Origin of the sequence: Leisingera sp. ANG-Vp (assembly GCF_000813725.1) — a bacterium.
Classification (GTDB): domain Bacteria; phylum Pseudomonadota; class Alphaproteobacteria; order Rhodobacterales; family Rhodobacteraceae; genus Leisingera.
Genome location: NZ_JWLD01000014.1, coordinates 15516 through 36225, shown reverse-complemented (window position 1 = coordinate 36225; position 20710 = coordinate 15516). Strand labels below are relative to the sequence as shown.

Annotated in this window: 17 protein-coding genes; 11 read left to right on the top strand and 6 right to left on the bottom strand. The window is 62.1% G+C overall.

The features are described 5' to 3' along the window. Window positions 1-147: 147 nt before the first annotated feature. Window positions 148-1272: an extracellular solute-binding protein gene (locus tag RA20_RS05810; protein WP_039125580.1), complete on the bottom strand. Its 1125-nt coding sequence runs from the start codon at window positions 1270-1272 to the stop codon at window positions 148-150. Window positions 1273-1739: 467 nt separating this feature from the next. Between RA20_RS05810 and RA20_RS05805 the strand changes: the two genes are divergently transcribed. Continuing rightward, window positions 1740-1997, top strand: coding sequence for a hypothetical protein (locus RA20_RS05805; protein WP_039125578.1), 258 nt, complete (start codon window positions 1740-1742; stop codon window positions 1995-1997). On the opposite strand, the gene RA20_RS05800 is transcribed toward RA20_RS05805, so the two are convergent. Next, a complete protein-coding gene (locus RA20_RS05800) occupies window positions 1953-2726 on the bottom strand; it encodes an inositol monophosphatase family protein (RefSeq protein ID WP_039125576.1) in 774 nt (257 codons plus the stop codon). The genes RA20_RS05805 and RA20_RS05800 overlap by 45 nt on opposite strands. A 432-nt stretch (window positions 2727-3158) precedes the next feature. Between RA20_RS05800 and RA20_RS05795 the strand changes: the two genes are divergently transcribed. After that, the gene (locus RA20_RS05795; RefSeq protein WP_039125574.1) at window positions 3159-4172 is read left to right on the top strand and encodes a GlxA family transcriptional regulator; all 1014 of its coding nucleotides are present in this window, start codon (window positions 3159-3161) and stop codon (window positions 4170-4172) included. Between the two features lie 139 nt (window positions 4173-4311). On the opposite strand, the gene RA20_RS05790 is transcribed toward RA20_RS05795, so the two are convergent. Next, window positions 4312-6729 (bottom strand): GcvT family protein, encoded by a 2418-nt coding sequence (locus tag RA20_RS05790; protein ID WP_039125573.1) that lies wholly within the window; start codon window positions 6727-6729, stop codon window positions 4312-4314. A gap of 221 nt (window positions 6730-6950) precedes the next feature. On the opposite strand from RA20_RS05790, the gene RA20_RS05785 reads away from it, so the two are divergent. Beyond that, on the top strand, window positions 6951-7886 hold the full coding sequence (locus RA20_RS05785) for a LysR family transcriptional regulator (protein ID WP_039125571.1): 936 nt from the start codon (window positions 6951-6953) through the stop codon (window positions 7884-7886). On the opposite strand, the gene RA20_RS05780 is transcribed toward RA20_RS05785, so the two are convergent. Next, window positions 7883-8683 (bottom strand): helix-turn-helix transcriptional regulator, encoded by an 801-nt coding sequence (locus tag RA20_RS05780; protein WP_039125569.1) that lies wholly within the window; start codon window positions 8681-8683, stop codon window positions 7883-7885. The two genes, RA20_RS05785 and RA20_RS05780, sit on opposite strands and share 4 nt — an antisense overlap. A gap of 98 nt (window positions 8684-8781) precedes the next feature. Here RA20_RS05780 and speB point away from each other — a divergent pair, with 98 nt between their 5' ends. Both speB and RA20_RS05770 read left to right on the top strand, forming a co-directional pair. Continuing rightward, entirely contained in the window at window positions 8782-9753 is a 972-nt protein-coding gene (speB, locus tag RA20_RS05775; RefSeq protein WP_039125567.1) for an agmatinase, read from the top strand. Between the two features lie 24 nt (window positions 9754-9777). After that, on the top strand, window positions 9778-10863 hold the full coding sequence (locus RA20_RS05770; protein ID WP_039125565.1) for an extracellular solute-binding protein: 1086 nt from the start codon (window positions 9778-9780) through the stop codon (window positions 10861-10863). Window positions 10864-10865: 2 nt separating this feature from the next. On the opposite strand, the gene RA20_RS05765 is transcribed toward RA20_RS05770, so the two are convergent. Continuing rightward, window positions 10866-11537 carry a TetR family transcriptional regulator C-terminal domain-containing protein gene (locus RA20_RS05765; protein ID WP_039125563.1) on the bottom strand — a complete coding sequence of 224 codons (672 nt, stop codon included), beginning with the start codon at window positions 11535-11537 and terminating at the stop codon, window positions 10866-10868. A gap of 248 nt (window positions 11538-11785) precedes the next feature. On the opposite strand from RA20_RS05765, the gene RA20_RS05760 reads away from it, so the two are divergent. From RA20_RS05760 to RA20_RS05735, 6 genes are all read left to right on the top strand, one after another. Continuing rightward, window positions 11786-12649: an ABC transporter permease gene (locus RA20_RS05760; RefSeq protein WP_039125561.1), complete on the top strand. Its 864-nt coding sequence runs from the start codon at window positions 11786-11788 to the stop codon at window positions 12647-12649. A gap of 56 nt (window positions 12650-12705) precedes the next feature. Further along, window positions 12706-13497 (top strand): ABC transporter permease, encoded by a 792-nt coding sequence (locus RA20_RS05755; RefSeq protein WP_052248850.1) that lies wholly within the window; start codon window positions 12706-12708, stop codon window positions 13495-13497. 14 nt (window positions 13498-13511) lie between these two features. Further along, window positions 13512-14612 (top strand): ABC transporter ATP-binding protein, encoded by a 1101-nt coding sequence (locus RA20_RS05750; protein WP_052248849.1) that lies wholly within the window; start codon window positions 13512-13514, stop codon window positions 14610-14612. Between the two features lie 20 nt (window positions 14613-14632). After that, window positions 14633-15691 (top strand): extracellular solute-binding protein, encoded by a 1059-nt coding sequence (locus tag RA20_RS05745; RefSeq protein WP_039125559.1) that lies wholly within the window; start codon window positions 14633-14635, stop codon window positions 15689-15691. 71 nt (window positions 15692-15762) lie between these two features. Beyond that, entirely contained in the window at window positions 15763-17838 is a 2076-nt protein-coding gene (locus tag RA20_RS05740; RefSeq protein ID WP_082017920.1) for an oxidoreductase, read from the top strand. Continuing rightward, window positions 17839-19038: an aromatic ring-hydroxylating oxygenase subunit alpha gene (locus tag RA20_RS05735; protein WP_039125557.1), complete on the top strand. Its 1200-nt coding sequence runs from the start codon at window positions 17839-17841 to the stop codon at window positions 19036-19038. A gap of 145 nt (window positions 19039-19183) precedes the next feature. Here the strand turns inward: RA20_RS05735 and RA20_RS05730 are convergent, their stop codons facing one another. Next, complete coding sequence (locus RA20_RS05730; RefSeq protein WP_039125555.1) at window positions 19184-20701, bottom strand: ABC transporter permease; 1518 nt, start codon at window positions 20699-20701, stop codon at window positions 19184-19186. Window positions 20702-20710 lie beyond the last annotated feature (9 nt).

Here is a 20710-nt window from a genome sequence, read left to right as displayed (position 1 = left end):
CCCCAGGGCACAGGTCCCCAATCCGGCGGCACGCCGCCGGCCCCGCAAGGCCTGTTTCCTGTTTCATGTTCTTGTGTGATTGCGCCGCAGATGCGCGGCCGGCCCCCGGAAGATCCGCCGGGGGCCGGTTTTGTTCAAACGCTCAGATCAGGCGCTCTTGAACTTGTTGACGAACTCGGTGCGCACATCCGCATACCAGGGCGCTTCGGCCGGCCAAGCATTCAGGTTGGCCAGCGCATTGCCCGGATAGGCTTCGGCAAAGTTCTTTTTGTAGGAGTCCCCTGCATAGGCATCCGCGCCCAGAACCGGCGAGTTGTACCCGTGGAAGTTGATCTCCTTGCCGGCGATTTCCTTGCGGTAGGCATAGTCGATGAAGGCATAGGCCTGATCAACGTTCTTGGCGCCTGCCGGCAGCACCAGGCCGTCGACCCAAGCCATCGCACCCTCGACCGGCGCCTGGTAATGCACCGGCTCGCCCGCAGTCTTCAGCGCCAGCGGCGGGCCGTCCCAGGTCTGACCGACAACAACACCGTCGTTCAAGAGGCCGTTCTTCTGGGTGTCGGCATCGTTCCAGATCAGCTTGATGCGGTCCTTGCGGGCGATGCACCAGTCGGTGATCTGGCCCCAGACTTGGCGCATCGTGGCTTCATCCTCGTAAGCCGCCCAAACAGAGCCGGCCTCCATCTCGCCGATCCGCTCCATGTAGAGGCCCGCGCCTAGCATCATCGAATGCGCCCGGCCCATGGTCTTGCCGGCGTTTTCCTCGGACCAGACATCGCCATAGGACGGGGCATCGCCTTCCGGCAGCCATTTGTCGGCACGGTAGGCGATGCCCTCGGTGCCCCACATATGCGGCAGCCAATGCGAGCCCTTGCCACCGAAGTTCCATGCGGTTTCGCCTACCTTCAGCATTGCCGGGTTTACCGCAGCAGTGTTCACACGGGAAAGGTCAAAGGGCTGCAGCACGTCCAGCGGCTCCCACTGCAGAGAGCGGTTGTTGGTCGGGGTGATCAGGTCAAAACCCTGGCCTTTGGTGGCCTTCATCTTGTTGATCATTTCCTCGTTGGAACCGGTCGAGGTGTAGTTGATCTTGATGCCGGTTTCGTTCTCAAAACCGCTGACAAAATCTTCGGACATATAGCCAGACCACATCATGATGTTGATCTCGCCCGAGGACGCCAGCGCGCTTTTGGTATAAAGCGGTGCCGCCAGGGCCGCAGCGCTCGCGCTTTTCAGCACCGTACGGCGGGAAATCGAAGTTTTTACAGTCATTTAAGTGTCCTCCCTTTGGACTGTGGTTTGGTATTTTGCCTCAGCAGAGCCGCGGCTTGCAGCGCAGCGGAACTGCGCGCGCGGACGAAGAGTTTCGCGCCCTGGGAAACAGGGGCCGGGCAGTACGCGGAGATTTTGGATTTCTCAGATCGCCTTCTTTAAGAGCTCTGCGAGGGAATGCTCCTTGAGTTGGATTGAATTTCCGCCGCACGATGGGTCTGTCGCGGCGATACTGGCATTGAGGGTCATTTCATCCGGGTTCAGGCCGGCCTCCGGGAACATCGCCCGGCCTGGGCCTGCGGCGGTGCAGGTGTCTGCCAGTTCTTTGGTCCGCCCTTAGCTGGTCGCTTTCTTCAGGTGGTAGGACTACGAGGGGGGCAGATTGCGGACGCCGATGACGGAAAGCCCGGCGCCGCGCCGCATAGCTCATTCCCCGGTTCAGCCCTGCCGGAGAGAAGGAAGAGCCCATGTTCGGCCCCGGAATCAATGAGAAGCGGCCAGCAGAGGGGAACGTGCCGACCTTTATCAAGGCTGCGCCTATCCGGGTCGCGGTCACGCGGGAATGCAACGCAAAGGCCAGCAAGCCGCAGGCGGCGGAGGAAATATGGCTGCGCCGCACGGTCATCAACCGCTGGAACAAAACGCCATATCTGATGAGAAAAGCCAGGACCGCCATTCCGCTATCCCCTGATCAGCGCCAGCATTTCGGCATGCAGCGCGGGTGAGGCGGCGGATATCACCCGTCCGCCGGACTCCAGCCCAAGCGGCTGGCCTTCCCAGTCGGTAATCACCCCGCCAGCCGCTTCGATCACTGCGGAAACCGGGAGGAAATCGTAGGGTTGCAAGTCATAGTCGATCACCGCATCGACATGGCCTGCCGCCAGCAGCGCGTGGGGGTAGCAGTCATACGCAAGCCGCCGGGTCTGGCCCGACCGCATCAGCCGCTCAAACAGCTGCGGGAGGTCGCGGTGGATCTTGTCGCCTTCGTTGACGAAGAGGATAGACTGATCCAGCCGGGTCTGGCCTGAAACCTGCACCGGCGTGCCGTTCAGCGTTGCGCCCTTGCCGCGCACCCCCAGAAATATTTCGCCCAGAGCTGGCATGCCGATCACCCCGACCTGCGGCACTCCGCTTTTCAGATAACCAAGCAGAAAACCGAAAAGCGGATGCCCGGACAGGAAGGAGCGGGTGCCGTCGATCGGGTCGACGATCCAGACGTCATCCTTGCCGACGCCTTCAAACCCGTGCTCCTCGCCGAAAATCCCATGGCCCGGAAAGTGGTGCTCCAAATAGTTGCGCACTTTGGTCTCGACACCCTTGTCTGCTTGGGTGACCGGACTTTCGTCCGCCTTGAACTCGACCCCCAGGCGTCCACGGAAGTAACCGCGGGCAGCTTCTGCTGCGATTTCCGCAATCCGAACAGCGTGGTCAGCGTAGTCCTGTGTCTTCAGCATTGGTTTGGGGTCATCCCTTTGGTCTGTGCCGGGTCTGCGGCAGGTCGGAGAGTTGACCCGCCTGCGGTTCCGAAGGAGCCCGGAGGGTCACGGCTGAATTGAAATTCAAATTTGTGACCGTTCCCACAAGGCGCCTATGTGAATCCCAACTTTGCGGTCAAAATTTGGCAAAATACGGATTCTGTCAACACAAAAATTGGATAAATGACCGAACGGCCGCAGGTTCGGGTGCCATTTCGCACAATCGTGCAACTCTTGCGAGGGGTTTTGACCGAATCCAAAATGGGCTTATCAAAATACGAATAATGGATATTTTCATTATACCAATGCGGCGCAAATTAGTCTCTTAGACCCGTGGTGCCGGCATGCGCCTGCGCGGGAGCCCGCGCAGGGCTGCCCGGATCCGCGGTGCCCAGAACAGGAGGCTGCTGGATGACCCAATTTCATGCTTTCCCAAGCGCTCGGCCCTCAAAGCCGCAGCGGCACTGTTTCAATGCGGCCATCCTGTTGACCGAGGGGTTCTCTCTGCTCAGCCTGACTTCGCTGACCGATGTGCTGGATGCGGTGCAGGCGGCTTCGCCGCAGGATAGCGCCAAGGTTTCGCTGCTGACACCGGACGGCGCCCCGGTGCGTTCCCGATCCAAGGTGCTGGTGGCTCCGGACACGGCTTTGCCGGACCGCCAGCAACACGGCGGCCCGTTGTCCAAGCCGGACGTCTATGTCATTTGCTCAGGCGCTCGGCTCGCAGACCGCGACGCCGCCTCCGTCCTTGAGCTGGTACGCCAATGCCGTGCCAATGCCACCCCGGTCTGCGTCATGGGCGGTGCCATCCGTCTTATTGCGAAATCGGGCCATATCACCCGGGGCACCGATCACTGGTCCCGCATTCCCGCCGGCCGCGAAGCTCTGCCGCATATTGAGTTTGAGGACTCGATCTTTGTCCGCGATGGCAATCTGTACAGTTGTTCCGGTGAGTTGGGGGCGATGGATTTTGCCCTGAACTGGGTTGAGGACAAGATTTCGGGCGAAGCCGCCGCGCGGATCCGCAACTATCTGCTGCTGCAATCCGCCCGCAGTGCTGACCGGGCTCAGACCTGTTCCGCAGCCGACCGCTACCGCGGTGCGCCAGTGAAGCTTCAAAAAGCCATCGACCTGATGCTGGAGAACATGGAGGAACCGCTGACGGTGAGCGACATTGCTACAGCCATAGGCTTGTCAGTGCGTCAGATTGAGAGGATGTTCCTGCGCCATCTTGGAACTTCGCCGGTGCGTTTCTACCGGATGCAGCGGCTGGAGCTTGGCCGCAGCCTTGTGGAGGACACCAACATGCCAGTGACCGAGATTGCTTTGGCCTGCGGGTTTAAGTCGCTGTCCGCCTTTATCAAGCTGTTCCGTAGCCGTTTCGGCGCCACCCCGGTCACCTTCCGTACGTCAAAAGCCGCCTGAGGCAGGGTCCCGGAGCGCTGGCCTCTCCTGGCGGCCGGCCTGCACGGCCAGCCGCTTTCTCCTCTCGCAGGCGCTTCGAACTGCCGTTCGCCCTCCGGGACATGGTCCCGGAGGGCCTTTTGCTGTTTAAACAGCCCGTTCAGCCCTTCATCTTGCTACCGTCGGGATCATAGGGAGCCCGTGCCAGCGGAACCGCCTTGTAGCTGCGGTTGGCCACTTCGACTTCGAAACTGCGTGCACGGGTTTCGGACAGGGTCTCTCCCGGAGCAATTGCCACATTGGCAAAACACAGGTTTTTCCCGGTGCGCGGCCCCATGGCGCCGGAAGAGGTCAGCCCAACCCGCTTGCCGTTCTCCCAGACCGGTTCGTCATGCAAGAGCAGTGCGCCGCCCTCCACTTCCAGGAGGATCTGGCGGCGGGTGAGTCCGTCCTCTTTCTGCTTCGCCAATGCGGTGCGGCCCAGGAAATCGCCTTTGTTCCAACTGACGGCAAAACCGATCCCCGCCTCCAGAGGCGAGATATCCGGCCCCAGGTCGTGGCCCCAGTGCTTGAACCCTTTCTCGATCCGGCAGCCGTCAAAGGCGTGGATCCCAAGCAGCCCCGTGCCTTCGGCCCGCAGCGCATCAAACAGCGCCGGCGCCTGCGCGGAAGGCACCGAGATCTCCCAGCCCAGTTCACCCGCGAAGCTGATCCGGGTGGCGCTGGCCTCGATGCCCGCCACCGTGACCGTGCGGGCCGTGGAGAAAGGGAACGCCTGCCAGTCATCGGTGGACAGCTTCTGCAGCAAGGCGCGCGAGCGCGGCCCCATCACTCCGATCACCGCTTCTGCCTCGGTCGCATCCGCAAGCGTCACGTCAAACCCTTTGAGCCGCGCTTGTTTCCGCAGCCAGTACAGATCCTTGCGCCGGGTCGCCGCGCCAGAGGTCACCCGGAAGCGGGCGGCGCCCAAGCGGGTCACGGTCAGGTCCGCCTCCACACCGCCGCGCCGGTTCAGCCAAGCAGTATAGACCGCACGGCCCTCGGCCACATCCATATCGGCGGTGCTGACCCATTGCAGCAAAGCCAGCGCATCCGGCCCCGTCACATCAATCTTGGTGAACATCGAAAGATCAATCAGCGACACATCCGCCGCCATTTCTTGCGCCTCGCGGTCCGCCACATACTGCCAGCTTTGCGGACCCACGGAATAGGGCAGCGCTTTCTCCGCCTCATCCTGCGCAAACCAGCGGGTGCGCTCCCAGGCGCCGCCCACCCCCCAGGCCGCCCCGGCCTGGTCCAACCGCTCATGCAGGGGCGACAGGCGCAGGTTGCGGCCCGAAATGGGCTGTTTGAACGGCCAGTGCATGGCAAAGTTGTTGCCCACCGCCTCGCGCATCTTGTCTTCCATGAAAGCCTCGCCCGCCTGCAGCGGGTCGCAGCGCAGGATGTCGATGTCCCATAGGTCGCTGGGCGCCTCGCCGTCGATCATCCAATCGGCCAGCGCATCACCCACCCCGGCCGAGGACATGATCCCGACCGAGTTCAAACCCGTCGCCACAAACAGATTCTGCAGCTCCGGTGTCTCGCCGACCAGCGGGCGACTGTCGGCGGTAAAGCTTTCGGGCCCGTTCAGAAAGTGCTGAATGCCGGCACTCTCCAGCCCTGGATACATCGTCAAGGCGGCCTCGATGAAGGGTTCCGCCTGTTCCCAGTCGTCCTCCATCTCCAGGAACGGCCGGTCGCCCTCGGCCCCATGCGGGTCCCAGGGCTTGGCGTCCATCTCGAACCAGCCCACCAGCAGCTTGCCCGCGTCGCCCTTCATATAGACATGGGTCTCCATGTCGCGAAACACCGGGAAGGGCTTGGGGAAGCCTTTGATCGGCTCGGTCACCACATACATGTGTTTCACCGCGTGCTGCGGCAGCACCACGCCGGCCTCATCGGCCAGCCTCTTGGACCAGGCGCCGGCGCAAAGGGCGACCTGATTGGCCAGGATTTGCGTCCCGTCCGCCAGTTCCACTCCGGTTACCCGGCCTTCCTCCTGCAGCAGGCGCGCCACGCTGACGCCTTCGCGGATCTCGACTCCGCGGCTGCGGGCGCCCTTGGCATAGGCCATGGTCAGGTCGACCGGATTGACCTGACCGTCCTCCTTCAGCGTCAATGCGCCATGGATGCCTTCGGCACTGATGCCAGGGACCCGGGCCGCGACCTCCTCGCCCGGGATCATCTCCGGCGTCATGCCGGTGAACTCCGCCATTGCGTGGATCCGGTGCAGCTCGTCCATCCGTTCGGGGCGCCGTGCGATCCAATAGCCGGTGGTCTGCTGGTAGCCGGTCGCCAGCCCGGTCTCCCGCTCCAGCTCCGGAAAAGTCTGCAGCGCCTTTGCGGCCAGCTTGGTCATGTTGAAGGTGCTGCGCAGCGGTCCCACGATCCCGGCCGCGTGCCAGGTGGTGCCCGAAGTCATCTGGTTGCGTTCCAGCAGCAGAATATCCTCCGCCCCTTTCTTGGCCAGATGATAGGCAAGGCTGAGGCCGATGACCCCGCCGCCGATAATGACAATGTTGCGCTGTTCAGGCATGGCGCCCTCCGTCTGTTTCCTGGCTTAAGGATGCCGGAAACCGAACGTAGGAGCAGGTGCGCTTTTCGCCCTGACCGCGCAAGCAATTGTTATTAATTAATTATGTTTTCGAAGCGTTTTCCGAATCATGAATGTTCGCCCAGGATATGCGCCAATCAATGCTTTTTCTGCATCAATATTTGTGTAGTTTTCAGATACCGACCCAAACCGGGCCCCTGCCAATGCCGCCAGAAACCGATTCCTTCCTCTTGCCGGTGATGAATGCGCTGGCCGCGTTCCGCGCGGTGGCCTCGCTGGGGTCCGTCAGCGCCGCGGCGCAGGCGCTTGGCACCTCGCAATCCAGTCTGTCGCGCCATGTGCAGAACCTTGAGGAGCACCTGAATTGCCTGCTGTTCCTGCGCCGGAACCGCCGCATGGAGCTGACCGCCGCGGGCCAGCAACTGTTTGCCACTGTGGATGCGGGCCTCGGTGCCATCTCGCAAAAGGCGCAGGAGCTGCGGCGCCTGCAAGGGACAGGCGAGATCCGCATCCGCTGCGGCCACGGCTTTGCCCATTTCTGGATGCTGCAGCACTACCCGCGCCTGCAGCGCTCCTTTCCGCAGCTGCAGATCAACTTGTCCGTCGGGCCGCTGGGGGTGCGGCCAGAGGATGGCATTCCGGATCTGGACATACGACTCGGCCCGCACCCGGACCCCGCCTGGCACTCGGATCTGCTGATCCCCGAAGACATCTGCCTGGCCGCCGCGCCTGCGCTGCTGGAAAAACACGGGTTCACGGAGCGCAGCCCCTCACCCGAAGACTTGACCCGGCTGCCGCTGTTGCATCTGGATCGCGGAGAATACGGCATACTTTGGTTCGGCTCATTCTTCGAACGCTTCGGCATTGCTTACGATCCCGACCCAGCCACCCTGTTCTTCAACAGCTATCCGCATGTGGTTCATGCGGCACTTGAAGGCCGCGGCATTGGCATTATTTGGCGCGGACTGGATGACGGTGCGCTTGACAGCGGCGAACTGGCAGAGCTGCCCGGCACAAGTTTTTGCACGGATAACGGCTATTTTCTAACCTGCCGCAGTGCGATCCGGGATGAGCCGGACATAACCCGGGTGCGCCGCTGGCTGGTGAACGCCTGTGCTAAGGGCAGGCCGCCTCGCTAACCTGGCCCGGCCAGATGCCGGGTGGCCATCGAGAAAAGCTCTGCCTGGGACGAGATCCCAAGTTTGGAGTAGGCGTGGTGGCGATGGACTTTTACCGTGCCTTCAGCAATGCCCAGATAGGCCGCAGCCGAAGGCGTGGAATGACCTTGCAGGATCAGTTGCACAATTTCCCGTTCACGGGGGCTGAGCACACCGGTGCCAAAGGTTTGCATCCGGTCCTCCCATCCCTCTCGCTGAAAGTCTCCGGCGGGCTCTTTGGCTTGTCCCCATTGCCGCCGGATCGCAGCTGAGATCACTGCAAAAACCGCATTCAGTCTTTTGGTGTCCGCTTCTTCAAACCGCTGCGCCCGGGCAAAACGTGCCAAGGATACAATGAACCAGCTGTCCGCCCCGTCCGGCACAAGTACGCCTATTTCGTCACTGATGCTGATCTTGCGGTAGAAGGCCCGGTAGTATTCCGACCTGTAAAAGGCCTCTGGAGCCAGGTCCATCAGCCGGTAAGCTCCCGGTGCGCAGCCGTTGCGGCATGCCTGATACAGGGGATCCAGCAGATAGGGTCCGCTGGCATAGAACTCTACCGTGATGGCAGCCTGCAGCTCGTCCAGGTCCTGGTAGAGCGATTCCGGCGGCATCGCTCCTTCGTAGCGTGAAACGATCATCGAATCGAAACTGCAGCCCAACGACAGGATTTGCCGCAGCGCCTGGGGAAAGCGTTCGGTGCCGATCATTTCTGCCAGAGCTGCAGTGGCAGCAACCCATTCCTGGGCAAGCGCGGGGAAGGCAGTGCCGTCGTTCATTCTATACCTATAGATATATATCTTTGGCCAAGTTTACCGGCATAAGCGCGGATTTCAAACTGAGTTCCAAACACATTCCAACCTGAATGGAGCCACAGATGACATCCACTTCCAGCGTAAACCCAGTTCAGGGCGACCTGGCTTTCACCCGCGAAAGCGACCGCGGCGTCATTGCCGAGGCAAGCTATGCCGGCGCGCTGAGCTTCATGCGCCGCCGTTATTCCCGCGACCTGAGTGCGGCGGATGTGGCGATCATGGGCGTGCCCTTTGACCTCTCGGTCTCCAGCCGCTCCGGCACCCGTCTCGGCCCGCGCGCGGTGCGCTCCGGCTCCAGCCATATCGCCTGGTCCAAACCCTGGCCCTGGGAAGCCGACCCCTACGAGGCGCTGAGTGTGGTCGACTACGGCGACTGCGAGTTCGATTACGGCTATCCGCACAAGGTGCCGGAAGAGATTGCGGAGGCCGCCCGCGGCGTGCTGGCGGCTGACACCGCGCTGTTGTCCATCGGCGGCGACCATTTCATCACCTACCCTTTGCTGAAAGCGCATGTGGAGAAACACGGCCCCCTCAGCCTGATCCAGTTCGACGCCCATTCCGACACCTGGGCAGATGAGGAAGGCCGCATCGACCACGGAACCATGCTGTGGCACGCGATCCGCGAGGGGCTGGTGGACCCCTCCCGTTCTGTTCAAGTCGGCATCCGCACCCACAACCCCGATCCGATGGGCATGAACATCATCGACGCCATCGAGGTGCATAAATCCGGCCCCGAAGCAGTAGCGGAAAAAGTCCGCTCCATTGTCGGCGATCACAAGACCTATGTGACCTTTGACATCGACGCGCTTGAGCCGGCCTCTGCTCCCGGCACCGGCACCCCGGTGATCGGCGGCCTGTCGCCCTACCAGGCCCAGGAGATCATCCGCGGACTGGCGGGCATCGACGTGGTCGGCATGGACGTTGTCGAGGTCGCCCCGGCCTATGACATCTCCGAAATCACCGCCATCGCCGGCGCCACCATCGCCAACGATCTGCTCTGCCTCTACGCCGCCGGCAAATCCGGCCAGCGTTAAGGCAAATCCAACAGGGAGGAAAATATGTCCAAAAACAGCCTCATTACAGCAGCCATGCTGAGTGCCGCGCTGGCGGCGCCAGCCTCTGCCGGAGAACTCGCCATCTACAACTGGGCGGATTACTTCGGCGAAACCTCGGTCTCCGGCTTTGAAGAGGCCACCGGCACCAAGGTCACGCTCGACTACTTCGACAGTAACGAGGTGCTGGAGACCAAGATGCTGGCCGGCGGTTCAGGCTATGACGTGGTCTTCCCGGCCGCCTCGAACGCAGAACGCCAGCTGCAGGCAGGCGCTCTGCACCCGATCGATGTCTCGCGGCTCAAAAACTACGGCAACCTGCGCCCTGAGATTCTGGCTTCGCTCGACGCGGTGCCGGGCGGGCGTGAGCTGGGCGTGCCCTACACCTGGGGCACCATCGGCATCGCCTACAACCCCGCTCTGGTGTCTGAACGGCTGGGCGATGTCCCGGTCGACAGCTGGGACTTGCTGTTCAACCCGGACTATGCCGCCAAACTCAAAGGCTGCGGTATCGGGGTGCTGGATTCACCGGTCGAGATGCTCTCGGTCACCCTGAACTACCTTGGCGCCGACCCCTATTCCGAGGATAAGGGGGAAATCGCCAAGGCGCAGGAACTGCTGGCCGCGGCAGCGCCGAACATCACCTATTTCAACAACCAGAAGCCCTCCACCGACCTGCCGGCAGGCAATGTCTGCCTGGCGGTGATGTATTCCGGCGACGCGGGCATTGCTCAGGCCAGGGCGATGGACGCGGATAACGGCGTTGAAATCCTCTACGCCATTCCCAAGGAAGGCACGCTGATGTGGATCGACCTGATGGCGATTCCGGAAGATGCGCCCAATGTAGACGAGGCCTATGCCTTCATCGACTACATGCTGCAGCCCGAGGTGATTGCGGACGTGTCCAACACGGTCTTTTTCGCCAATGCAAATGCCGCAGCCGATGCACATGTGCTGCCGGAAGTCCTGTCCGATCCGGGCATCTATCCCGATGAAGCCACCCTTGCCCGCCTGTTCCCGGACAAAAGCCTGGGTGCAAAGGCTCTGCGCCAGCGCACCCGGGCCTGGACCAAGGTGAAATCGGGGATCTGAGCTTAGAGGGGCCGTGCAGCGGCCCCTTCCGCCTCTTCCGGAAGAATGGCGCCCGCCAGCGAGAAATGAGCCGGAAACATCGCCGCCAGGAACCGGAAGATGATCCGCATCGCTTCTTCGCGGTCAAACCGGTCCGGGTGCAGCAGATAGTCGGTCCACATTCCCTCCAGCAATGCCAGGGTTCCATGGGTGGCATCGCGGGCAACTGCCGCTGCATCCGGACAGCCGTCCTCGCGCACGACGCTGGTAAAGGCGTGCAGGATCATGCTGCGCAGCCGGTCGTCACGGGTATCGGAAAACTCGGCAACTGCCGCACGGTTCCGGGCCTCGCCGCGGAAAGCGTACCAGATGCTGACACTGCGCCGGTTTAAAACCTCTTTGCTGAGGTCGCCGCGGATGATCATTTCAATCCGCTCCTGTCCGCTGTCCCCCGCTGTCTGCAGCAGGTTTTCCAGCCCGCCATAGTAATCCTCGGAGGAGTGCTGCACAGCAGCTTGAACCAGGTTATCCTTACCGCCGAAATGCAGGTGGATCATGCCCCGCGACAGTCCCGCCCGCTGGATGATCTCACTGACGGACGTTTCAGAGATCCCTTTTTCTGCCACCGAATCCAGCACCGCTTCGATCAGCGCAAGCCGGTTCTGTTCCCGGTTCTGTTCCCTTTTTCCGGTCATAAGACCCCGATTTTCCGTTCGCTTCTGTTGATGGTCAGCGCAGTTACGCGCCTCAAAGCTCTGCAGCAAGCCCTGCCGTTTCCCCAATCTAGGCACAGATCAGGAATATTCTCCAGCCAAAATGGACGGTTGTCCATTTTTTAGGAAATACCTGTTGACAGGAGGCCATGCGGAGCCGCAGATTAATATGGACGATTGTCCATTTTTCAAGTTCCCCGCCCGCAACCGCTTGCTAGCAATGGAGAGACATGGCTGGATTTCTCAAAACCGAGACAGGCAGAGGTCTGGCATTAAGCGCCCCTGCGTCGCTGTATGTGGGGCTGCTGGTTGCCGCACCGCTGGGGATTCTGGTGGCCTACAGCTTCTGGACCCAGACCTATGTCGAGATCGACAAGACCCTGACCTGGGCCAATTACCTGGAAGCCGCCACCGATCCGCTGGTGCGCCACCTGATGCTGCGCTCGATCGCCATCGCCGGGGCGGTGACCGCCGCCACCGTGATGCTGGCCTATCCGATTGCCTATTTCATCGCCTTCCGCACCCAGAAGAAGACTCTGTGGCTGCTGCTGATCACCATCCCGTTCTGGTCCAGCTATCTGCTGCGGGTGTTCAGCTGGAAACTGATCCTGGGCTTCAATGGGGTGATGAACTCGGCGCTGATCTCGCTGGGGCTGATCGAGGAGCCGCTGACCTTCCTCTTGTACAACGAGTTTGCAGTGGTGCTGACCCTGGCGCATGCCTGGGCACCCTTTGCAATCCTGCCGATCTATGTCTCGCTGCAGAAGATCGACCGCTCGCTTCTGGAAGCCGCCACCGACCTCGGCTGCTCGAAACTGGAACGCTTCATCCGCGTCACCCTTCCGCTCACCGTGCCCGGCATCATTGCCGCCAGCCTGATCATCTTCATCCCAACAGTCGGCGATTACGTGACCCCCTCGCTGGTCGGCGGCTCGCAGGGCAAGATGGTCGCAAATCTCATCCAGGTGCAGTTCGGCCCGGCCAACAACTGGCCGCTGGGCGCCACGCTGTCACTGGTTGCCATGGCCTCCGTCGGCTTTGTCGCCATCCTGTTTGTCATCCTGGCAACCGCATTGGGGAGGAGGATCCGATGAGTACTCCGGCAAGCGATCAGCTGAACAAACCTATGGCTTCCTCGTTGAGCAAACCGATGCGCAAGCCCTTCCGCTTCCCCTGGCTTCTGGCCTATGCAATCGGCTACCTGATCTTCCTGTATCTGCCGGTGCTGCTGCTGCCGCTGTTTTCCTTCAACGACGGCACCATCGTGGCCTTCCCGATGAAGGGCTTCACGCTGAAGTGGTACGCCCAGCTGGGTGAACAGGACACGCTGCTGCAGGCGATGATGAACTCGCTGATCGTCGGCGCCGTGACCGCGCTGGTGGCCACCTCGCTGGGCCTGTTTGCCGCCCGCGCCTATGTGCGCTACCGCTTCAAGGGGCGTGAGCTGTCGGAAGGGCTGGTGATGCTGCCGCTGGTCATCCCCGGCATCATCGTGGCGTCGTCGATGCTGGTTTTGTTCATCTCGCTGGGGCTGCGGCCGTCGCTCACCACCGTGATCCTGGGCCATGTCTTTGTCGCCCTGCCCTTTGCGGTCTCGATCATGAAATCCGCCTTTGACGACTTTGACCAGTCGCTGGAGGAAGCCGCTTTTGATCTCGGCGAAAGCGTCATCGGCACCTTCCGCCGGGTAACCCTGCCGATCGTGGCGCCGGGGATTGTCGCCAGCCTGCTGGTCACCTTCACAGTCTCCTTTGACGAGTTCGTGCTGGCCTTCTTCCTGTCCGGCAACCAGCCGACGCTTCCGGTCTATATCTGGAGCCAGATCCGCTTCCCGGCCAAACTGCCGAACACCCTGGCGCTCGGCTCGCTGTTGCTGCTGGCCTCGGTGCTCTTGCTGCTGACCGCCGAATACTTCCGCCGCCGCTCCACCAAATCCACCTGAATGAGGACCATCAGATGACCGATCAGAACATCATCGAAATCTCCGGGGTGGAAAAGCGCTTTGGCACCTTCACCGCGGTCAAGGATCTGAACCTGACGCTGAAGGAGGGCGAGTTCTTCTCGCTGCTGGGGCCCTCGGGCTGCGGCAAGACCACGGCGCTCAGGATGATTGCGGGCTTTCAGGACCATGACGCGGGCACTATCCGCATCGCGGGCCAGGACATGGCCCATATCCCCGCCAACAAGCGGCCCGCCAACATGGTGTTCCAGTCCTATGCGATCTTCCCGCATCTGAACGTCGGCGACAACGTCGCCTTCGGGTTGCGCAAGCTGGGCCTTAGCAAGGCAGAAATGAAGGACCGGGTCGCCGAGGCGCTGGAGATGGTCGAACTCGGCGGGCTGCAGGCGCGCAAGGCGGATGAGCTCTCCGGCGGCCAGCGCCAGCGGGTGGCCCTGGCCCGGGCCCTGGTGATGCGGCCCAAGGTGCTCTTGCTGGATGAGCCGCTGTCGGCGCTCGACAAGAACCTGCGCGAGGCGATGCAGCTGGAAATGCGCCGCTTGCAGCAGAAGCTGGGGATCACCTTTGTGATGGTCACCCACGACCAGTATGAGGCAATGACCATGTCCGACCGCATCGGCGTGATGTTTGCCGGCAAGCTGGAACAGGTCGACCGCCCCGAGGTGCTTTATGCCCGCCCCTGCAACCGCCGCGTGGCGTCCTTCATCGGGGGCATGAATTTCCTGGATGCGCGGGTCACTGGTGACAACGGCAGCACAGTCGATGTGAACGTTCAGGGTTTCGGGCCTCTCACCATTGACGTGAACCCAAACGCCCTGTCCCGCAGTCCGGACCTGCTGGCAGGCATCCGGCCGGAGCAGCTGGAAATCGGCGCCGAACGGCCGGAAGGCTACGACGCGTGCCTGCAAGGCATTGTCAGCGACATCGCCTTCTATGGGGAAAGCGTCCACTACTACGTGCGCACCGACGGGATGGAGGATCCGGTCTCGGTTGCGGTTCCCAACTACTTCCACACGGTTGATCACAAGCGCGGCGACCAGGTCTGGCTGGGGGTGCAGAACGCCTCGGTCATCGATCTGGGCGCGCGCGAGGCATGAGAATAAAAGGGAGGAAGAAAATGAAACACTTCAAAACGGCTCTGGCAGCTGCCACCGCCTTAACCGCCTCAGCCAGCATCGCATCCGCGGATGCCGCCAGCCTGTCGGTCTTTGACTGGTCCGGCTACGAGGATCAGGGTTTCTATGGCGATTACGTCGCAAAATACGGCGGCGCGCCCAGCTATACCTACTTCGGCAGCCAGGAAGAGGCGTTTACCAAGCTGCAATCGGGCTTTGCCGCCGACCTCGCCCATCCCTGCACCGACGGGCTGCGCAAATGGGTGGCTGCCGGACTGCTGAAACCCATCGACACGTCGAAAATCAGCAACTGGGATAAGCTCTTGCCGCAGATCAAGGACGTGGACGGCGTCACCATCGACGGCAACACCTACATGGTGCCGTTTGAGTGGGGCAACACCGGGCTGATCTACCGCACCGATCAGATTGCAGACGGCGACATTTCGCTGCAGCTGCTGGCGGATCCGGGCTACCAGGGCAAGATCGCAATCCCTGATGCGGCCTCCTCGGCCTATGCGATGGCGGCGCTGGCAACCGGCGCCTCCAGCTATACCGACATGAGCGAGGAAGAATTCCAGAAGGCCTCGGACTTCCTGCGCTCGATCCATCAGAACGTGCGTTTCTACTGGTCCGATGCCGGCCAGCTGGACCAGGCTCTTGCCAGCGGCGAAGTGTCCATGGGCTGGGGCTGGAACCAGTCCGAACTGAACCTGATCTGGAACGAAACCCCGGCCAAGATGATGCGGGATGTGGACAAAGGCATCGCCACCTGGGTCTGCGGCTATGTGCATCTGAATTCCTCGACCCAAAGCGACGAGCAGGTCTATGACATGCTCAATGCGCTGAGCGCCGAGGCCAGCGGCAAATACATCATCGAAAGCTGGGGTTATGCCCATTCCAACGCCGACGCCTTTGCCGCCGCTGACCAGGATCTGGTCAACACATACGGCTTCGGTGACGTGAACAGCTTCTTTGAGGGCAGCCTGTTCTTTGACGCGGTGAAGCCTGAGCTGGAAGGCCGGATGCTGAAAGAATTCGAGCGCATCAAGGCCGGATTCTGATCTCTTTCCGGCGGCGGGCCGTGAGGCCTGCCGCCGCCGTGACACTCTCTGACTTATAAGGATGTGCCAGCATGCCAGGCGCAAATGGGTATTCTGTTTTGTTTGAGCCGGTGAAAATCGGCCCTGTAACCGCCCGCAACCGCTTTTTTCAGGTGCCCCATTGCACCGGCCTGGGCCATGTGCGCCCGCAAGCTGAAGCCGCGGTGCGTGCAATGAAGGCCGAAGGCGGCTGGTCGGTGGTCTCGACCCAGGAGACCGAGATTCACCCGACCTCGGACCTGGGGCCCTATGCCGAGCACCGGCTTTGGGACAAGCATGACATCCCGGCGCTGCAGCTGATGACGGAGCAGGTCCATGCCAAAGGATCGCTGGCGGCGATCCAGCTGGCGCACAACGGCCATCACTCCACCAACCATCTGACCCGCGCCCCGGCGCTGGGGGTCAGTGACCGCCCCATTGATGCGGTGTTCCCGAAACAGGCCCGTGCCATGGATAAGCAGGACATCCGCGACCTACGCCGCTGGCACCGCGACGCTGCTTTGCGGGCAAAGGAAGCCGGCTTCGACATCGTCTATGTCTATGCAGGCCACCAGATGACCCTGGCGCATCACTTCCTGCTGCCGCAGTACAACACCCGCTCCGACGAATACGGCGGCTCCCTGGAAAACCGTGCCCGTCTGACCCGCGAGCTTTTGGAAGACACCCGCGAAGTGCTGGACGGCCACTGCGCCGTCGCCTTCCGCTTTGCTGTCGACCAGATGATGGGCGCTGATGGCATGCAGGCCAGCGAAGAAGGCCGCGCCGTGGTCGAGATGCTGGCGGATCTGCCTGATCTCTGGGACGTCAACGTCGCCGATTGGAGCAACGACAGCCAGACCACCCGCTTCCAGCCCGAAGACGGCTACCAGATTCCCTATACGGATTTCGTGAAGCAGGTGACCCGCAAGCCGGTGGTCGGCGTCGGCCGCTTTACTTCGCCCGACCTGATGACTTCGCTGGTCTCCAAGGGCGTGCTGGACCTCATTGGCGCCGCCCGTCCCTCCATTGCCGATCCCTTTCTGCCGAAGAAAATCGAGGAAGGCCGCATCGAGGACATCCGGGAATGCATCGGCTGCAATATCTGTGTCTCGGCCGACAATTTGGGCGTCCCAATTCGCTGCACCCAGAACCCTACAATGGGAGAGGAATGGCGGCGCAAATGGCACCCCGAGAAGATTGCGCCGAAACAGCAGGAGGAAGCCGCGTTGGTGGTCGGTTCCGGCCCAGCGGGACTGGAATGCGCCATGCAACTGGCAAAACGCGGCTATCATGTGACCCTGGCGGAAGCAGCCGAGGAGTTCGGCGGACGGGTTTTGAATGAAAGCCGGCTCAAGGGGCTGTCGGCCTGGAAACGTGTTGCCGACAACCGCCTGTGGGACCTGCAGCAGCGTGCCAATGTGCAGATGTTCACCGGCAGCAAACTTAGCGCGGCTGAAGTGGCGGAACTGGGCATCCCCAATGTCTTCCTCGCCACCGGCAGCACTTGGCACCGCGACGGGCGCGGCCGGACCTCTCCCCGGCCTCTGGACATCAAGGACATAGCCGTCATCACCCCGGATGATGTCATGGCGGGCGAGCTGCCGCCGGACAGCGGACCGGTGCTGCTTTATGACGATGATCAGGGTTATATGGGCGGAGTGCTGGCCAGCCAGCTGGCCGCCGCGGGGCGCAAAGTGATCCTTGCCACTCCCGGCGCCATTGCCTCTGCCTTTACCGAGCTGACGCTGGAGCAGCACCGGGTTCAGACCGATCTGCTGCAGGCCGGCGTCGAAATCATCCCGCTGCACAGCCTGCATTCAGCCGACGGAACCGGCGCGGCGCTTGCCTGCGTCTATACGGACCGAATCCGCCGCGTGGACTGCGCCAGCCTGCTGATGGTTACTTCCCGCGAGCGCAACACTGCGCTTTTTGATGACCTGCAAGCAAACCACGCAGAAAGTTTCACTACGCTCGAACTGATCGGCGACGCCGCTGCCCCTGGCCTCATTGCTGATGCTGTCTTTGCAGGCCACCTGGCAGCGCGCAATTTTGAACGCGACCCGGCGGCGGTTGATGCCGAATGGTTCCGCCGTGAATTGATCTCTCTCCAAGATATGGGAGGCACCTGAATGCCCAAAGATGACCTGCACGTAATGCGCGAGCTTATGGAAGGCTACCGCGAAGGCTTTGCTCTGGACCGTCATTTCTACACGTCCGAGGCTGTTTATGACCACGACATCAAAATGTTCTGGAACCGCAACTGGATCTGGGTCGGCCACGTCAGCCAGATCGCAGAGCCCGGCGACTACTTCCTGTTCGACTACGGCCCGGAGTCGGTCATCGTGGTGCGCGACCGCGAAGGCGAGGTGCGCGCGCATCTGAACGTCTGCCGCCACCGCGGCTCCCGCGTCTGCCTCGAGAAACAGGGCACCGCCCGGGTGTTCTCCTGCCCTTACCACGCATGGACCTTCGGCCTGGACGGCAAGCTGCGCGGCGGCCGTGCCATGGGGCCGGACTTCAACCCTTCCGACTACGGGCTGTTCCCGGTGCAAGTGCAGGTCTTCCAAGGTTTGATCTTCATCTGCGCCGACGAGAACCCGCCGCCGCTGGAAGAGGGCTTTGCCAAGCTGGCGCCGCTGTCGGCGCCGCTGCAGCTGGAGAACCTGAAACTTGCGCATGAGGCCTCCTACCCGGTGCCCGCCAATTGGAAGCTGGCGCTGGAAAACTACCTGGAGTGCTACCACTGCGCGCCCTCGCATCAGGAATACTCCCGCAGCCATTCGCTGAAGGATCCTGCAGACGTTGAGAAATACGCAGATGATCTGCGCACGCGTTCCGCCGCTATCGGCCTGCCTGCAGAAGAGTTTGACCAGACCGGCCCCAATGCGCCGGCCCCGGGTGCGGACGTTTACTGGCGCCGCTACCCGCTGTTTCCCGGCTACCAGACCGGCAGCCGCGATGGAGAGCCGCTGGCGCCGCCCCTGGGCAGCCTCAGCGGCCACGACGGCGGTGCCACTGATCTGTCGGTTGGCCTGGTGAACTACTTCCTGATCTATGCCGACCATCTGGTGGGCTACCGATTTGTCCCCCGGGGACTGCAGGAGACCGACATCCAGATCGCCTGGTACGTGCGCGGCGATGCCGACGAAGGGCGAGATTATGACAAGGAGGCGCTTACCTGGCTTTGGCATGTGACCTCGCTCGATGACGAGCGGATCATCCGTCATAATCAGGAAGGGGTGAATTCCCACCGTTTCGTGCCCGGCCCGCTGTCGGAAATGGAGTGGGGCATCTCGGGTTTTTACAAGGGCTACTTCAGCATGATCTGAAAGCGGCCGGGGTTGCCTCACCGCGTGATAAAAAACACCCGGCCATGGCGTCATGGCCGGGTGCTGAGTTGTCAGGCCTATGTCAGAGCCTGACGGGGAGAAAATGCGGCGGGGCATCTAATTATGCCCCGCTGTTGTTTTCAGTTCACTTTCTGCCAGCCACAATCCGGTCGAGGATCAGCGCGCAGAACAGGATCGCAAGACCTGCGAGGATCCCCTGACCTGCAGCTGCATATTGCAGCGCTTCCAGCACGTCCTCGCCCAGGCCCTTGGCGCCGATCAGCGAGGCCACCACCACCATTGCCAGCGACAGCAGGATGGTCTGGTTGACACCGGCCATGATCGTTTTGTGCGCCAGCGGCAGGTCGACCCGCCACAAGAGGTACCGGGGGGTGGCACCAAAGGCGAGCGCCGCCTCGCGCACGGTTTCCGGCACTTGCTGCAGGCCCAGCACGGTAAAGCGGATCACCGGCGGGCTGCCAAAGATCATGGTCGCAACCACACCCGCGGGCTTGCCCGAGCCGATGAAGGCCACAACCGGGATCAGGTAGACAAAGGATGGCATCGACTGCATGAAGTCCAGCACCGGGCGCACGATGGCAAACACCCGCGGACGCCGCGCGCAGTAGATGCCCAGCGGAATGCCCAGGGTGATCGAGATCAGCGCCGCCGCACCCAGAAGCGCAATGGTGGTCATCGCCTTTTCCCAGAAGTCCAGCAGACCCAGATAGGCCAGCGCCGCGCCGGTGAAGATCGCCACCCGCGCACCAGCCGACAGGTAGGCCAGCATCACAATCACCAGCGCCACCACCGGCCAGGGCGTATCAACCAGCACCACTTCGATCCAATCGAGCAGCGTGCGCATGCCCGCCGTCAGCCCGTCAAAGAACCCGCGGCCCGAGGTCTTGGTCCAGTCGAACGCAGCCTGAACCCCATCGCCCACATTCAGCCGCCAGTCGCGGTTGGTCGGAAAGGCGTTCAGAAGCGAGAAGGCATCCGGCATGGCAAATTTCACCGCCGACAGCACCACAACGGCTGCCGCCAGCACCGCCGAGACTGCCAGCCGCGGCAGCGACCAGCCGCTGGCCACGCTGCGGTCCGAGCGCCAGCGGGCGAACTGCCCCTCCAGCGTCCAGTTCGCCAGCGAAGCGGCCAGGAACTTCACCGCCAGCAGCAGGGCGATTCCCACGGCCAGATAGATGATCCCGCTGGCATTCGCCGCCGCGGCAGCCTCCTGCGCACTGGCCAAGGCGCCTTCCAGCGACTCCGCCGCGCGCTTCAGCGAGTCCAGCGAGGACGCACCCGAAGCTTCTGCCGCCGCAATCTGCTGATGGCGCAGCTCCAGCGTCTGGGCGATCTGCTCGGCCCGGATGCGGAAATCACGGCCCAGGTCGCCGAACAGCCCCAGCCCGATCTGGATAAAGGCCAGGGTTTCCAGCACCAGAAAGCCCAGGAACCAGGACCACAGGCCCCGCGCCCCGAACCAGACCGGCCCCAGAACCCCCGCTGCCCAGTTCAGGGTGAAGCGGTAGCCCGGCGCCTCCATCATGTAGCTGAAGACCTGCTGGTAGTAGGCCTGCGACTGGCCGGTGAACTCGCCCACCAGCGCATTCAGGCGGCCGGCGGTCTCCGGTTTGATTTGTGATTGGTCGATGTGTTGCATCTCCACCTC